Origin of the sequence: Halovibrio salipaludis (genome assembly GCF_002286965.1) — a bacterium.
GTDB lineage: Bacteria > Pseudomonadota > Gammaproteobacteria > Pseudomonadales > Oleiphilaceae > Halospina > Halospina salipaludis.
On sequence record NZ_NSKD01000001.1, the window covers coordinates 723,569 to 739,163 of the forward strand.

Genomic DNA, 15,595 nt, shown 5'->3' on the forward strand with positions numbered 1-15,595 from the left:
ACGCTGCCCTCTCAACGAAGGCGGGATGTTACTTTGCGGTCCCGGGGGTATCAAGGCTACACCGAGACCTCATGAGAGGTCGTCCATGAGGGCGGACAGGGTGGCGCGGCCCCGGCGCTGGTTGGCCTCGGGGTCCTTGTCCGAGTCGCCCTCGCGCTCCACGTGCTCATCCGGCATCTCATCCAGGAAGCGGCTGGGAATAGGCTCGATGACCTCACCGTACTGCTTGCGCTGGCCGGCGTAGGTCAGGGTCAGGCAGCGTTGGGCACGGGTGATGCCCACGTACATCAGCCGCCGCTCCTCCTCAATGGTCTCGGATTCAATGCTGCTGCGGTGCGGCAGAAGCTCCTCCTCCAGCCCCATGATGAAGACGTTCGGGAATTCCAGCCCCTTGGAGGCATGCAGCGTCATCAGCTGGACCCGGTCGCTGTCGTCCTCTTCCTCCTGGCGGTCCAGGATGTCGCGAAGCACCAGCCGGCTGACCGCTTCCTCCAGTGTCTGCTCCGTCTCGCCGTCGTCCTCGTTCGGCTCCATCTGTTCGATGGAGTCCAGCAGGTACCAGACGTTCTCCATACGCTTCTGGGCCTGCTTGGCGCTGGAGGCGTTCTGGTGCAGCCACTCCTCGTATTCCACATCCGTGAACATCCGGCGGATCACGCCCAGGGTGTCGTCGCCGGTTTCGAGCTGTCGGCGGGTGTCGTGCAGGAAGTGGGTGAAGCGCCGCAGCTTCTCCAGCGCACGGCCCTGGATGTGGCTTTCGGCGCCGACCTCATCCAGGGCGCGGACCAAGCTCATGCCGCGCTGGCGGGCGTAGCCGGTGAGCTGCTCAAGGGTGCGTGGGCCGATCTCGCGGCGGGGCACGTTGACCACGCGCAGGAAGGCCACGTCGTCGTCCGGGTTGGTGAGCAGACGCAGGTACGCCATGGCGTCCTTGATCTCGTTGCGCGCGAAGAAGGAGGTGCCCCCGGAGATCTTGTAGGGAACCTGGTAGGCCTGGAGCTTGATCTCCAGCAGCTTCGACTGGTGGTTGCCCCGGTAAAGAACGGCGAAATCCCGGTATTCCGAGCGGCTCCGGAGTCGCTGGTCCAGGATCTCGGAGGCGATGCGTTCGGCTTCGCCCTCCTCATTGCGGCAGCGCAGAACGCGGATGGGGTCGCCCACGCCCAGTTCGCTCCACAGGGCCTTGTCGAATACGTGCGGGTTGTTGGCGATGACGGTGTTGGCGGTGCTCAGGATGCGCCGCATGGAGCGGTAGTTCTGCTCCAGCTTGACGATCTTCAGTGACGGGAAGTCCTCCTTGAGCTGGGCCAGGTTCTCCGGCCGCGCGCCGCGCCAGGCGTAGATGGACTGGTCGTCGTCGCCCACCACGGTCAGGCCCTGGCGATGGCCCACCAGCATGCGCACCAGTTCATACTGGCTCAGGTTGGTGTCCTGGTACTCATCCACCAGCAGGTAGCGGATGCGGCGCTGCCACTTCTGAAGCACCTCCTCGTGATTGCGGAACAGCAATACGGGCAGCAGGATCAGGTCGTCGAAGTCCAGGGCGTTGTAGGCCTTCAGGTAGTCCGCGTAATGCTGGTAGATGACCGCGAAGCGTTCCTCGCGGGCGTCATTGGCCCGGCTCAGCGCCTGGTCCGGCAGCAGCATGGCGTTCTTCCAGCTGGAAATCGTCGCCTGCAGGTCACCGATTTCGAGACCGGTGTCCGCGGCGTGTTCGGCCAGAAGGTCGCGCAACAGCGCACGCGCATCCTCGGCGTCGAAGATTGAGAAGCCGGGGTGATAGCCCACCGCGTCGTGTTCCTCACGCAGGATGGTCAGCCCCAGATTATGGAAGGTGGCCACCGTCAGCCCGCGCGCCGCGCGGCGATCCACCAGCTTGCCCACACGCTCCTTCATCTCCCGCGCCGCCTTGTTGGTGAAGGTCACGGCGGCGATGTGGCGGCCCGGGTAGCCCGCGTACTCGATCAGGTGGGCGATCTTGCGCGTGATCACGCTGGTCTTGCCACTGCCGGCGCCGGCGAGTACCAGAAGCGGGCCGTCCAGGTACTTAACGGCTTCGCGTTGGCGGGGGTTGAGATCGGCCACGGGCTGTCCTCCTGATTGGAGACGTAGTGTAGCATTGAGAAGGTGTTGCTTGATTGGTGCAGGCAGCCGTGATTAAATCCTTGGGCCCGGAATGGGGCAAGGAGCAAAAAGCAAGCAGCAAGGAGAGCAATATGGGCAAACCCGCAGCTACCCTCGGCGATTTTCACGTCTGCCCCCAGTTTGATGGCCCCAAGCCCCATGTGGGCGGCCCCGCCGTGGAAGGATCACCGAATGTGCTGATCGGGGGTCGCCCGGCCGTGCGGCAGGGGGATAGGGCCGTCTGTGTGGGGCCTCCGGATACCGTCAGCGAGGGCTCGCCCACCGTTTTCATCAATGGCCGACCGGCCGCCACCCTGGGCTGCGCCACAGCCCACGGCGGCAAGCTGGTGGTCGGCAACCCGACCGTGCTGATCGGCTGAGGCTGGTACCGCCAGCCTCAGCCGTACCGACCGGTGATGTAGTCCTCGGTCTTCTGCTCACGCGGGTTGGTGAACAGGGTATCCGTGTCATTGAACTCCACGATCTCGCCCATGTGGAAGAAGGCGGTGTAGCCGGCCACGCGGGCAGCCTGCTGCAGATTGTGGGTGACGATGGCGATGGTGTAGCGGTCCTTCAGCTCGTCAATCAGTTCCTCGATGGTGGCCGTGGCCAGCGGGTCCAGTGAGGAGGCCGGCTCGTCCATCAGAATGACTTCCGGGTTCACAGCAATGGCCCGGGCGATGCACAGGCGCTGCTGCTGGCCACCCGAAAGGGCTGTGCCCGGCGTCTGCAGCCGGTCCGAGACTTCCCGCCAGAGCCCGGCGCGCTTGAGTGAGTGCTCCACCAGCTCGTCCAGATCCCGGCGGCTGTTCACGATGCCGTGCAGCCGCGGGGCGTAGGCGATGTTCTCGTAGATGCTCTTGGGGAAGGGGTTCGGCTTCTGGAAGACCATCCCCACGTTGCTGCGCAGCTGGACCACGTCCACATCCGGGTGGTAGATGTCCTCGCCGTCCAGCGTGATCTGGCCCTCGATCCGGACACTCGGAATCAGGTCGTTCATGCGGTTGAGGCAGCGCAGGAACGAACTCTTGCCGCAGCCGGACGGGCCGATCAGAGCCGTCACCTCGTTCTCGTGGATGTCGAGGTTGAGGTCGTGCAGTGCCTGGGTCTGGCCATACCACAGGCGTACATTCTCGGCCTTTACCTTCACGTTCTTTTCGGCGGTGCCGGCCGTCTGGGCCTGGGTACTGGTGTCGGTCTGCCCGGTGGTCATAGCGGTTACTGATTCCGTGGTTTCTGGGGATTCGGTTGTGGCTTCAGAGTACATACGCACCTCGTATAGCGCTACCAGCGGCGCTCGAATTTGCGCCTTAGAAAGACGGCCGTGGCGTTGAGGGTCAGAAGCACCGCCAGCAGCACCATGATGCCGGCGGCGGTTTTCTCCACATAGGCCTGTTGGGGCTCCGAGGCCCAGGTGAAGACCTGCGCCGGCAGCACCGTAGCGGACTCGAAGATGCCGGAAGGCGCCTCCGGAATATAGGCGATCATGCCCACGATGATCAGCGGCGCGGTCTCGCCCATGGCCTGGGCCAGCCCGATGATGGTGCCGGTCAGGATCCCCGGCAGCGAGGAGGGCAGCACGTGGTCGCGCACTACCTGCCAGCGGGAGCAGCCCATGGCGAAGGCGCCCTGGCGGATCGGGTCCGGCACCGCCCGCAGCGCCGCCCGGGTGCTGATGATGATGATGGGCAGCGTCATCAGCCCCAGGGTCAGGCCACCGGCCAGGGCCGAGGAGCGGGGCACGCCGAAGAAGTTGATGAAAAGCGCCAGACCCAGCAGGCCGAAGATGATCGACGGCACCGCCGCCAGATTGTTGATGTTGACCTCGATGGTCTGGGTCAGCTTGTTGTCCGGGGCGAACTCCTCCAGGTAAACGGCGGACATGACGCCAATGGGAAAGGCGAACACCAGGGTGATGCCAAGCACATAGAGTGTGCCCACCGCCGCCGAAAAGATGCCCGCCAGTTCCGGCAACTTGGAATCGCCGGTCGTGAAGAAGCGGGTGTTGAATGCGCTCTGGATACGGCCGCTGTCAGCCAGGGCATCCACCTGTTGGCGGAGTTCCGCCGGCAGGTCATGGCCGTGTTTCAGGTACTGGTCGATCTCGGCCTTGACCGGCACCCAGCGCTGGTCGGTGGTGCCCATCAGGTCCGGGTTATCCTCCATCTCCAGGGGAATGGAGCGGGTCGCGCCACGGGAAGCGATGTCCCGCATGTCACTGTCCAGCGCGAACTGGCCCAGGCGGGCTGAGCGGTCGTTGTACTCCAGGGTCACCTGGACCTGGTGCTGCCAGAAGGCCGTGTACCCTTGGCTGATGATGTCGGTAAAGAACGCCACGATGATGGCGAACGCGATCCCCACCGCACCAATGCAGTACGCCTTGAAGCGCTTCTCGGCGCGGTAGCGGCGGCGGATGTGCGGGTCGTTGGCGGAGCCGGTCAGTCTGCGCGTGCTCATGTCTTGGTTCGCTCAGTCGTATTGTTGCTTGAAGCGCCGCACCATCACTGTGGAGATGATGTTCAGCGTCAGGGTCACAATGAACAGCACCAGCCCCAGCGCGAACGCGGACAGCGTCTGCGGGCTGTCGAAGGACTGGTCCCCGGTCAGGGAGTAGACGATGTTCACGGTCACCGTTGTCATGTCCTCCAGCGGGTTCCAGGTCAGGTTGGGGCGCACACCGGCCGCCATGACCACGATCATGGTCTCCCCCAGCGCCCGCGAGACGCCCAGCAGGAACGCCGAGATCACGCCCGGAAGGGCCGCCGGCACCACCACATTGCGGATGGTTTCCGATCGGGTGGTGCCCAGGGCAAAGGCGCCCTCACGCAGGCTCTGGGGAATGCTGTTGATCACGTCATCCGACAGTGACGAGATGAAGGGAATGATCATGATGCCCATGACGATGCCGGGCGACAGGATGTTGCTGTACGAGGCGTCCAGGCCGAAGAATCCGGCAATGTCCACGACAATGGGTGTAACCGTGATGGCGGCGAAGAAGCCGTAGACCACCGTCGGGATGCCGGCGAGGGTCTCAAGGATCGGCTTGACCACGCCCCGGGTCTTCAGGGAGGCATACTCGGACATGAAGATGGCCGACAGCAGCCCGATGGGCAGCGCCACGGCCATGGCGATGGCGGTGACCATGAAGGTGCCCGCGAACAGCGGGACCGAGCCGAACACGCCGCCTCCGCCCTCGCTGACCTCATCGCCGCGACCCGCTGCTTCCAGGAAGGAGTCGCCCGGTGACCAGACCGTTCCGGTGATGAACTCCCAGACGCTCACTTCCCGGAAGAAGCGCATGGCCTCGAAGATGACCGACAGGACAATGGCGAGGGTGGTCATGATGGAAATCAGGGCCGCGCCCAGCAGGAGCCAGCGGATCAGCCGGTCGAGGGTGTTGCGGGCGCGCAGGGTCGGCCGGATAGCCATGAGCCCGTAAGCGAAACCGGCTGCCGCCGTGATCAGCGTCATGGCGAGCACCAGCTCCGAGGGCAGGGCGATCCAGCCGAGAAGATTGAGCAGGGAAGCGGCAAAGGCCACCCCGATGGCGGGCACCGCCATGGAGACCACTGAGTACCAGCCATACTGCTGCGGCCTTGAATGCAGCCGTGTGCCGTCGGCCTGGGTTGCCATTGCCTTGCGCCGGCCCAGGAAGAAGCCGGCGTAGCCCAGCGGGATCAGCCCCGCGAGCAGGATCAGCGTGGTTTCACCTACGCTCACTGTTGCCTCCCTTTTCTGCAAAGAAAAACCCGGCTGACCGCCATGGGCGGAGCAGCCGGGAAGGGCTTCTCGGTTACTTCGTCAGATCGCTGCGCTTGAGGTTGACCCGCTCAGCGACACGCTCCTGCCACTTGCGACGGGCCTTTTCAGGCAGCGGAATCAGACCTTCCTCGACCAGCAGACCATCCGGGCCGATCATCAGATCATCCATGAAGAGACTGACGTAGCCATCGATGCCGGAGACCACATCGCCCTCGTGGGCCTTCTTGATGTAGAACCAGAGGCTGCGGGCCACAGGGTAGGTTTCCGTGGAGATATTCTCCGTGGTGGGTTCCACGCCATCGATGCTGGCGGCCTTCACACTGTCGCGGTTCTCCTCCAGGAAGCCGTAGCCGAAAATGCCGAAGGCGCTGCGGTTCTCCTGGATGCGCTTGATGATCAGGTTGTCATTCTCGCCGGAGTCCACATAGGCGCCGTCAGAGCGTACGTCGGTGTACTCACCGGGGTAGCCGGCTTCCTCGCTGACCGATGCCATCACCAGTTCCTCGAAGGCATCCCGTGTACCGGAAGTGGTCGGTGGACCCAGGATCTCGATCTCGCGGTCCGGCAGGCTGGAATCGATGTCGCTCCAGTTGTCATAGGGGTTCTCGACCAGGTCACCGTTCTTTGGCACCTCAGCGGCCACGGCCAGCAGGACCTGTTCGCGGGTCAGGTTGAGGTCGTCGTTCTCCGCGCTCTGCGCAAAGACAATGCCATCGGAGCCGATCATGGCCTCGGTGATGTTCTCAACGCCGTTCTCCTGGCAGCGGTCGAACTCGCTGGGCTTCATCCGCCGGGAGGCGTTGGTGATGTCCGGCGTGCCGGCGCCGATGCCCTCGCAGAAGAGCCGGAGGCCGCCACCGGAGCCGGTGGACTCGATGGTGGGGGTGGGATTTCTGGACGTTGCGCCGAATTCCTCAACCACATAGCTGGCAAAGGGGTAGACGGTGCTGGAGCCCACGATCCGGATCTGATCGCGCTCCTGGGCGACCGAGACCGTGCTGGCGCTCATCAGCGCCGCCATGGCGATGGCGGATTTCTTCCAGGTCTTCATGGATACACTCCTCAGGTTGACCCACCTCATCGTTACATCAACGAGTCTACGGGGGGTGTGTGACAGTTTTATGACAACGGTGAAAGAAAAGGTCCGGATGGGACCCGTCTTGGAAACCGCCCCGGCTGGGGGCCGAAGCGGCTTCCGGTGGGGATCAGAAGCTGTAGATGGCGCCGACCATGACGTTATCGTCTGCGTCGTTCTCTTTGTCGTACCAGCCGGCTTCCGCCCACAGGCTCAGCGGCTCGTAGAGTTTGTGTGAAACGCCCAGGGTGAACTCGTCACGTTCCTTGACGGTGGTTTCGTCATCCGGGGAAACCCGCTGGGCGGCGCCGTAGAATTCGGTACGGCCCTGGGTGAAGGTGCCGCGCAGGGCGGTGAAGGTGGTCTCGTCGCCGGCGGGAGCGTTCTCCGCGTTCTCCTGGATTGAGTACTTGGCGCCGAACTCGAACTGGCCGATGCCGTAGACGCCGGCTATACCGTAGGTATTTTCACTGTCATAAGCGGTCAGTGCATCGAAATCGTCGTTTGTGGTGATGTTGCCATCATTATCAACGTAGAGTTGCTCTCCGTTGGCGTTGTAGACCTCACCGGTTGTATCCGCCGCACGGTCATCATAGCCGGCATACAGCCCCCAGTTATTTCCGGTGTACCCACCGGCGATGGAGAGACCTACCTCGTTGCTGTCCTCGCTGCCGGGGCCTTCATCACGCCCCTGGATCCGCGCCTGGGTGCGGAAGCTGAAGCCATTCCAGTCCGGGCTGTAGTAGGCGATCTGGTTGTTCTCGCCGGCGAAGGCCTCGTCGGAGATCTCGGCGTCCTCGGCGACTTCCGTGGCATCGATGATCAGGTCCTCATAGACGCTGTCGAAGTTGCCGGCCTGGACCTTGCCGAAGTCGCCCTTCACGCCGAGGAAGGCGCTGTCCTGGCTGTCGAAGCCGTCGCTGTTGTCGTCACTGCTGTATTCCAACTCAAGCTGACCAAAGGCGGTCACAGCGTTGCTTACACGGGTCTCGAAAGCAAAGCCAAGAGTGGAGTCCTCATCATCCAGCTCCGTGGAGGCGTCTCCGTCTTCGTTCTTTTCGGAGATCACCTTGGGCTCCACGGTGCCGTAGAGGTTGAAGGTGGTGTTCTCCGCCAGGCTGAGCCCTTCATCCGCGGTGAACTCCAGGGCCTGGGCGCCTGGGGCGGCCAGGGTCGCGGCGATGGCGGCGGAGAGAAGTTGTTTTCTGGTCATGGTGTGCGCCTTTGGTTTGCGTAATGCCAGATTAATTGTGATCCAGCTCTGAATGTCTGTCATTGGGTTCCATCAAAACTTTCTAATGGAAGTAAACCGTTGCCCTGCGGGCTTCCCGCGAGCGTCTGGCGACGAGTCTATGGAGAGGGTATGACACTTTCGTGACATTGAGGAAAGGAATTGCTCCGTTCCGGAAGGGATTTGTGGGACCTGTACCTGAGTGCCCGCATCGCTATAATGGCCACCGGACTTCAAACCCACCGGATACGGTTCCCCATGAGCTCAATCAATCAGGCCATTGCCAATGAACTGGGCATCAGCCAGCGCCAGGTGGATGCCACCGTGGCCCTGCTGGACGAGGGCGCGACGGTTCCCTTCATCGCCCGTTACCGCAAGGAAATCACCGGTTCGCTGGATGACAGCCAGCTGCGCCAGCTCGATGAGCGGTTGCGTTACCGCCGGGAGATGGAGGACAGGCGCGCCACCATCATTGAGACCATCCGGGAGCAGGGCCAGCTGACCGACGAACTGCTGGCCAGCCTCAATACGGCGGACACCAAGGGCCGGCTGGAGGATCTCTACCTGCCCTACAAGCCCAAGCGCCGAACCAAGGGCCAGATCGCCCGGGAGGCGGGGCTGGAACCGCTGGCGGATGCGCTTTTTGATGACCCGGGTCAGGATCCGGAAGTGCTGGCCGGCAACTACCTCAACACTGAGGCGGGTATTGAGGATGCGAAGGCGGCGCTGGATGGCGCCCGTTACATCCTGATGGAGCGTTTTGCCGAGGACGCGGACCTGCTGGCGCGCCTGCGTGACTTCCTGTGGCAGGACGGCCAGCTGCGGGTGCAGGTGGTCAGTGGCAAGGAAGAGGAAGGCGCGCGCTTCCGGGATTACTTCGATCACCGGGAACCGCTGAAGAAAGTGCCCTCACACCGCGCCCTGGCCATCTTCCGGGGCCGCAACGAGGGCGTTCTGCAGTACAGCATCGAGGTGGGCGACCCGGAGGCGGACAGCCGCGCGCCGCATCCGGCCGAGGGCATGATTGCCTCGCACTGGGGCATCCAGAACAGGGAACGCCCGGCGGACCGCTGGCTGGGCGAGGTGGTGCGCTGGACCTGGCGGGTCAAGCTCAGCACCCACCTGGAAACCGACCTCATGGGCAGCCTGCGTGAGCGGGCGGAATCCGAGGCCATCCAGGTGTTCGCCAGCAACCTCAAGGACCTGCTCATGGCCGCGCCCGCGGGCAAGACGGCGACCATCGGCCTGGACCCGGGGCTGCGCACCGGGGTGAAGGTGGCGATCGTGGACGGCACCGGCCGATTTCTCGATCAGGGGAGCATTCACCCGCACGCGCCCCGGAACCAGTGGGACCAGTCCATCGAGCAGCTCGCCGGCTGGTGCCGCCAGCACGGTGTGGGGCTGATCGCCATCGGAAACGGCACCGCTTCACGGGAGACGGACCGGCTGGTCGGGGATCTCATCAAACGCTATCCGGAGCTGGGCGTGACCCGGGTCATGGTCAACGAAGCCGGAGCCTCGGTCTACTCGGCATCCGAGTACGCCTCCCGGGAGCTGCCGGACCTGGACGTGACCATCCGGGGCGCGGTCTCCATTGCCCGGCGCCTGCAGGATCCTCTTGCAGAGCTGGTCAAGATTGAGCCCAAGTCCATTGGCGTGGGCCAGTACCAGCACGATGTCTCCCAGGTACAGCTGGCGCGCACCCTGGACGCGGTGATCGAGGACTGTGTGAACGCCGTGGGTGTGGACCTCAACACCGCGTCCGTGCCGCTGCTGACCCGGGTGGCGGGGCTGAACACGGGCATTGCGGAGAACATCATCCGCCACCGCGAACAGAAGGGCATGTTCCGCAGCCGCCGGGAACTGATGGAGGTCAGCCGGCTGGGGGAAAAGACCTTCGAACAGGCTGCCGGTTTCCTGCGCATCATGGATGGAGAGAACCCTCTGGACGCCTCGGCGGTGCACCCGGAGGCCTACGGCTTCGTTGAGGCCCTGGCGAAGAAGGAGGGCCGTTCCCTGGGCGCGATTATCGGTGATCACGCATTCACCCGCAGTCAGGACCCTGCCAGACTCGCGGATGAGCGCTTTGGTGAGCCCACGGTCCGCGACATCCTGAATGAGCTGGAGAAGCCTGGTCGGGATCCGCGCCCGGAGTTCGAATACGCGCAGTTCCGCGAGGGCGTGGAGACGCTGGCGGACCTGGAGCCCGGCATGAAGCTGGAAGGCAACGTGACCAATGTGACCCACTTCGGGGCCTTCGTGGACATCGGCGTCCACCAGGATGGGCTGGTGCACATCTCCGCGCTGTCCAACGAGTTCGTTAAGGACCCGCGGGATGTGGTGCGTGCCGGGGACGTGGTGACCGTGAAAGTGCTGTCCGTGGACCAGGACCGCAAGCGCATTGAGCTGACCATGCGCATGGGTGATGAGCCCGGGCAGGCCACCCAGGGCAGCGCCAAGCCGAAAAATGCCGGCAAGGGTGAACCCGCCGGGAAAGGGCCGCGTAACAGCTCCGGCGGTCGCGGGTCGAAACCGAAGAAGCCGGAAGCCGGTGGCGCCATGGCGGATGCCTTTGCCCGCGCCCGCCAGTCCGACAAACAGCATTAACCGGGAGTATTGCATGGGGGAACGCCGTTTCAGGGCCCTGGAGTCGATTGCCGGCGGTGACTGGCCGGGATTCCGCAAGGGGCTGGAGAAGGAGGGGCTGCGGGTGGATCCGGAGGGGGCCATCGCGCGGACACCGCATCCGGAAGCTCTGGGTTCCGCTCTCACCAATCCGGCGATCACCACGGACTATTCCGAGTCCCTGCTGGAGCTGGTCACGCCTGTCTGTGAGTCCACCGCTGAACTGATGGCGGCCATCGAGGGCATCCATGCCTATGTTCACCGCCATCTGGGAGAAGAAGCCCTCTGGCCCCTGAGCATGCCCTGCCGGCTGGATGGCGAGCAGAGCATCCCCATCGCACAGTACGGCACCTCCAACATCGGCATGCTCAAGACCGTCTATCGCCGTGGTCTGGCCTGGCGCTACGGGCGCATCATGCAGAGCATTGCCGGCACCCACTACAACTTCTCGCTGCCGGATGCATTCTGGCGGCAGTGGCAGCAGCAGCTGGGCGACCCGGGGCCGCTGGCGGACTTCCGCACCCAGCAGTACTTCTGGCTGATCCGCAATTTCCGCCGCCAGAGCTGGCTGCTGATGTACCTGTTCGGCGCCTCGCCGGCGCTGGACACCAGTTTCATGAACGGCAGCCGTTCCGGCCTGGCGCCACTCGGTGACCGCACCCTCTTCCAGCAGGGTGCGACTTCCCTGCGCATGAGCGATCTGGGCTACAACAACCAGGCTCAATCCTCGCTGGACATCTGTTTCAACCGGCTGGAGACCTACACTGATACCCTGGAAAACGCCATCCACACGACCTGGCCTCCGTATCAGGAGATCGGCCTGTTCCGGGATGGCGAACGCATCCAGATCAATGACAGTGTGCTGCAGATCGAGAACGAGTACTACAGCGCCATCCGTCCCAAGCGTACCACCGAATCCGGCGAGAAACCGCTGCATGCCCTTCAGCAACGGGGCGTGGAATACGTGGAGGTGCGCTGCCTCGACCTCGATCCGTTCTCGGCGGTGGGGGTTAACGAGGACCAGCTGGACTTCATGGACCTGTTCCTTCTGCATTGCCTGGTCAGCGACAGCCCGCTGATCGACGACAATGAATGTGAAAGCCTGGACAACGCCTTCCAGGACGTGGTCCGTCACGGGCGTGATCCGGATGCCCGGTTCTGTTTCGGTGCAGGTGCGGAACCGCTGGCGCAGGCAGGGCACCGGATCCTGGATCAAATGGGGGAGCTGGCGGCGGTGCTGCCGGGGGCTGAGCGCTACCAGGCGGTTCTGGCCACCATGCGGGCCCGGCTGGACGACCCCGCCCAGACACCCTCGGGCCGTCTGCTCAGTGAGCTGGGTGAGGGCCGGGAGCTGGTGGACTGGGGGCTGGCAAAGGCCTCCGCGCAGCAGGCGCAGGTCCGCGCTCAGGCTACGGATGACTGGGATGCACACCTGGCCGAACAGGCCCGCCAGTCACTGGCGGAGCAGAAAGCGGTGGAGGACGCCGAGAGCGAGGACTTCGAGACCTTTCTGGCCCGCTATCTGGCGGAATGAGGGCTGCCCTGTGAACGCTGTCCGCCCTGAGGGTGGCAGTGGCGCACAGTTCTTGAATGTTCAGTTGTTGGACACTGACCCGGCTGTTACCGTCTGTTGCAGAAGGTAACGGAACGTTATCGGTGGCCGAAACCGCATCCGGAGGAACAGGGTCATGGCCAGGAGTGGGGAGCTGGGCTGGGACCTGGAATCGCTGAACAAGGCCTATGACCATGGCTATATGGCGGCGTCCGTTCACATGGAGCCGTCACGCTGCCCCTACTGGACGGATGTGATCCGCGCCGCGTGGGAGGCGGGCTGGGAGGATGGTCACCTGGCCTGCACGATGAAACCGGGCAACAGCACTTCCCGTACCGGGCCGGAGGGCAATGGCTCATCCTCACTGGACCCGTTATTTTCTTCACTATCGGCCTGAGCCTCTTCAGGTTTCTGCTTCAGGGCCGGGATCTCACTGACAAGCCGTTCGTTTACCGCGTTGCGGATATCCGAGCGCAGCGTGTCCTGGCCCTCCGCACTGCGCAGCTCATCCACCGACCGGTCACTTATCAGCATCACCACCTCATGGCGTAGCCAGGGCGTGTGCGCTTCAGCCTTTTTACGCGCCTGTGCCTCATGGAAACGCAGCGTCACTTTTGCCTTGGCGTAACTGCCCGCCTGATCCGGGTCCCCGATGTTGACTACGAAGGCGGGCGACAGTTCCAGGTAGGTGGATGGTGGGCCGTCATCGCCTCCGCCACCCGCGGCGAGTGCGAGGGGTGCGGTGAGAGCCAGCAGTAACAGGGTGAATTGACGCATGAAGGATGCTGTCCGTGATTGTGGGTGATAACTTACACCCCATTGTAGGCGGCCGGGTGCGGTTGTGCATCCGGCCCGAAGGAACGTCACAGGAGTAGGCATGCGATTCAACCGGATTGTTTTCACTCTGATTGCACTGGCCTGTGTGGCGGTGCTGGGGGTGGCGCTTTACATGGAGCACGTGATGGGCCTGGAACCCTGCCCGCTGTGCATGCTCCAGCGCATGGCCTTTGTGGGGGTAGGGGTGGTGGCGCTGCTGGCGGCCCTGATTGGCCCCTCCGGCCCGGGGGTGCGCCTGGGCGGTGGGTTGATGGTGGTCCCGGCGCTGGCCGGCCTGGGACTGGCCGGGCGCCAGCTCTGGCTCCAGAGCCTGCCCGCCGATCAAGTGCCGCCCTGTGGCCCGGGCTATGATTACCTGCGTGAGACCTTCCCGCTCACGGAGGTGGTCCGGATGGCACTGGAGGGCGACGGCAGCTGTGCGGAGATCCAGTGGCAGTTCCTGGGGCTGAGCATTCCCGGCTGGAGTTTTGTGCTTTTCGCGCTTGCCGCGCTGGCGGGAGTCGGCCTGCTGGTGGTTGGCAAAGGGCGGCGGCACGGGTTGCTGGACTGACGATGTTCCGGTAATTTGAAAGCGCACATGGTGTTGAAGAACAACATTAAGGGAACCTGACAGGGTTCCGGAAACACCTGATCCTTTGATGGGAGGGGACTATGCTGGAAGACTGCCGGAATGCCCGGGAGCGGTGGGGCGGTGTCACTGAGCTGGTAGACCGCTGGCTGCAGGCGCGCCAGCAGCTGATCGTCCAGTACTGTGGGCTCAGCAACAACCCGGATTTCAGCCAGACCGGGCGGCTTCACGAACAGCTGTCATCGCTGTGTGAACAGCTTCTGGATTATGTGTCCGCTGGTCATTTCGAGGTCTACGAGCAGCTCATGAACGAGGCCCGGGAGTTCGATGACGGCGGTATCGAGGTGGCCAACCGGGTCTATCCGAAGATCAGCAAAACCACCCAGGAGATGCTGGCCTTCAACGACCTGCTTGAGGTGAGTGAGAAGAGCGAAGAGGACATGCGCGCGATGTACGCCCGTGTCTCACGCCTCGGTGAGATCATGGAGGAGCGTTTCGAGCTGGAGGATCTGCTGATCGAGAACCTCCATAACGCGCATGCCGATCAGGTGGCCTGACCTGGCCCCTACTGGACCTCGATCAGCTCCACGTCAAAGATCAGTGCCTGGTTGGGGCCGATCGAGGGCGGGCCATTCTCGCCATAGGCCAGTTGCGGTGGAATGTAGAACCGATAGCGGTCGCCCTCGTTCATCAGCTGGAGCCCTTCCGTCCAGCCCGGGATGACCTGCTGCAGGCCGAAAGTGGCGGGCTCGCCGCGTTCCCGGGAGCTGTCGAAGACGGTGCCGTCGATCAGTTCGCCGGTATAGTGGACCGTGACACGATCGTCCTCGGCCGGTGACTCACCATCCCCTTCCTCGATCACTTCGTACTGGAGCCCCGAGTCGGTGGTCTTCACACCATCCCGCTGGCGGTTCTTCTCCAGAAACGCTCTGGAGGCGGCCAGGTTCTCCTCGGCATCGCCGCCGCCGCTGCTCTTGCTCTGCTGGCCGGAGGTGTTGCCGGTGGCTTCATCCTGCAGGCGCTTCTGGTAGTTGCTGACGGCCTTCTGGATCTGCTCGTCGGAGAGCCGGGGCTCGTTGCCTTTCATACTGTCACGGACACCGGCCATGAAGGCATCGCTGTTGAGGTCCTGCATATCCTGCTGGATGCGGTCGGCAAAAAGCTTGCCCATGGCATAACCGAGCCGCTGGTCCTCGGACTCCAGGCTTACATCGGATTCGGCACTGCAGCCGACCGCCAGCATCAGGCAGGCGCCGGCGATGGTGCTGCGTTGCAGCGCGAGGGAAGTGCGTCGCGTCATGATGGTTCTCCGTTGGCTTCCTTGATCTCCCCCCACAGTTCAACCAGCGATGCGGCAGTGGCCGGGTCGAGCCCCGGGAGGAGGCTGCCCAGATTATGGCGGGCCAGGGCCGTGCGCGAAAGGCCCGACTGCGTGACGGATCCGTCATCCACGAGGCGCTGCCACCACCAGGCCAGCTCCACCTGTTCGGCCTTCAGCTCCGCCTGCTTGACGGTGTCGCGCAGTGGGGCCGTGGTGTCATTGCCCCTGGGCAGATTCATCCGCAGGGCGCGCAGGTCGGCGGTGACATCGGTGCGCCACTGGTGGATGCCCTCGGGCTCGGTTTGCGGGGCTTGGCGACGGCGGGCGGCACAGAACAGCGCCACCAGGAGTGGGGTCACCGCCAGACCCTGGTTCTGGGCCTCAAGGCACTGGTATGCGAATCCGTCGTGACGCCATAGGGTCAGCACGTACTGCCAGAGTGGATTGTCCAGTGACAGATTGTCGGGGGGCTCCTGCCGTGGCATGGGGTCTTTCCTGTA

General features: G+C 63.7%; 15 protein-coding genes. 6 read left to right on the plus strand and 9 right to left on the minus strand.

Translation table 11 applies throughout. The features are described 5' to 3' along the window. Positions 1-69 precede the first annotated feature (69 nt). On the minus strand, positions 70-2,085 hold the full coding sequence (rep, locus tag CK501_RS03525; protein WP_095616320.1) for a DNA helicase Rep: 2,016 nt from the start codon (positions 2,083-2,085) through the stop codon (positions 70-72). Between the two features lie 131 nt (positions 2,086-2,216). On the opposite strand from rep, the gene CK501_RS03530 reads away from it, so the two are divergent. Next, positions 2,217-2,504, plus strand: a complete 288-nt coding sequence (locus CK501_RS03530) for a PAAR domain-containing protein (protein ID WP_095616321.1) — start codon at positions 2,217-2,219, stop codon at positions 2,502-2,504. Positions 2,505-2,521: 17 nt separating this feature from the next. On the opposite strand, the gene pstB is transcribed toward CK501_RS03530, so the two are convergent. The 5 genes from pstB to CK501_RS03555 form a co-directional block, all read right to left on the minus strand. Then, positions 2,522-3,337, minus strand: coding sequence for a phosphate ABC transporter ATP-binding protein PstB (gene pstB / locus CK501_RS03535; RefSeq protein WP_095616322.1), 816 nt, complete (start codon positions 3,335-3,337; stop codon positions 2,522-2,524). A 71-nt stretch (positions 3,338-3,408) separates the two neighbouring features. Beyond that, positions 3,409-4,581, minus strand: a complete 1,173-nt coding sequence (pstA, locus tag CK501_RS03540; RefSeq protein WP_095616323.1) for a phosphate ABC transporter permease PstA — start codon at positions 4,579-4,581, stop codon at positions 3,409-3,411. A gap of 12 nt (positions 4,582-4,593) precedes the next feature. After that, positions 4,594-5,844, minus strand: coding sequence for a phosphate ABC transporter permease subunit PstC (gene pstC / locus CK501_RS03545; protein ID WP_095616324.1), 1,251 nt, complete (start codon positions 5,842-5,844; stop codon positions 4,594-4,596). A 73-nt stretch (positions 5,845-5,917) separates the two neighbouring features. After that, on the minus strand, positions 5,918-6,937 hold the full coding sequence (locus CK501_RS03550; RefSeq protein WP_095616325.1) for a substrate-binding domain-containing protein: 1,020 nt from the start codon (positions 6,935-6,937) through the stop codon (positions 5,918-5,920). Between the two features lie 154 nt (positions 6,938-7,091). Beyond that, entirely contained in the window at positions 7,092-8,174 is a 1,083-nt protein-coding gene (locus tag CK501_RS03555) for a porin (protein ID WP_158223029.1), read from the minus strand. 276 nt (positions 8,175-8,450) lie between these two features. Between CK501_RS03555 and CK501_RS03560 the strand changes: the two genes are divergently transcribed. From CK501_RS03560 to rmf, 3 genes are all read left to right on the plus strand, one after another. Continuing rightward, positions 8,451-10,799 carry a Tex family protein gene (locus tag CK501_RS03560; protein ID WP_095616327.1) on the plus strand — a complete coding sequence of 783 codons (2,349 nt, stop codon included), beginning with the start codon at positions 8,451-8,453 and terminating at the stop codon, positions 10,797-10,799. 13 nt (positions 10,800-10,812) lie between these two features. Beyond that, positions 10,813-12,351 carry a glutamate--cysteine ligase gene (gene gshA / locus CK501_RS03565; RefSeq protein WP_095616328.1) on the plus strand — a complete coding sequence of 513 codons (1,539 nt, stop codon included), beginning with the start codon at positions 10,813-10,815 and terminating at the stop codon, positions 12,349-12,351. Positions 12,352-12,505: 154 nt separating this feature from the next. Next, positions 12,506-12,766, plus strand: a complete 261-nt coding sequence (rmf, locus tag CK501_RS17195; protein ID WP_095616329.1) for a ribosome modulation factor — start codon at positions 12,506-12,508, stop codon at positions 12,764-12,766. On the opposite strand, the gene CK501_RS03575 is transcribed toward rmf, so the two are convergent. Further along, positions 12,661-13,146 (minus strand): flagellar basal body-associated FliL family protein, encoded by a 486-nt coding sequence (locus CK501_RS03575; protein WP_158223030.1) that lies wholly within the window; start codon positions 13,144-13,146, stop codon positions 12,661-12,663. The genes rmf and CK501_RS03575 overlap by 106 nt on opposite strands. Before the next feature lie 100 nt (positions 13,147-13,246). On the opposite strand from CK501_RS03575, the gene CK501_RS03580 reads away from it, so the two are divergent. Together CK501_RS03580 and rsd are read left to right on the plus strand one after the other, a co-directional pair. Beyond that, entirely contained in the window at positions 13,247-13,756 is a 510-nt protein-coding gene (locus CK501_RS03580) for a disulfide bond formation protein B (protein ID WP_095616331.1), read from the plus strand. Between the two features lie 101 nt (positions 13,757-13,857). Then, positions 13,858-14,331 carry a sigma D regulator gene (rsd, locus tag CK501_RS03585; protein WP_095616332.1) on the plus strand — a complete coding sequence of 158 codons (474 nt, stop codon included), beginning with the start codon at positions 13,858-13,860 and terminating at the stop codon, positions 14,329-14,331. Positions 14,332-14,339: 8 nt separating this feature from the next. Here the strand turns inward: rsd and CK501_RS03590 are convergent, their stop codons facing one another. Together CK501_RS03590 and CK501_RS03595 are read right to left on the minus strand one after the other, a co-directional pair. Continuing rightward, positions 14,340-15,074, minus strand: a complete 735-nt coding sequence (locus tag CK501_RS03590) for an FKBP-type peptidyl-prolyl cis-trans isomerase (RefSeq protein WP_095616333.1) — start codon at positions 15,072-15,074, stop codon at positions 14,340-14,342. Beyond that, complete coding sequence (locus CK501_RS03595) at positions 15,071-15,580, minus strand: DUF2390 domain-containing protein (protein WP_158223031.1); 510 nt, start codon at positions 15,578-15,580, stop codon at positions 15,071-15,073. Before CK501_RS03595 ends, CK501_RS03590 begins: the two co-directional genes overlap by 4 nt. Positions 15,581-15,595: the final 15 nt, after the last annotated feature.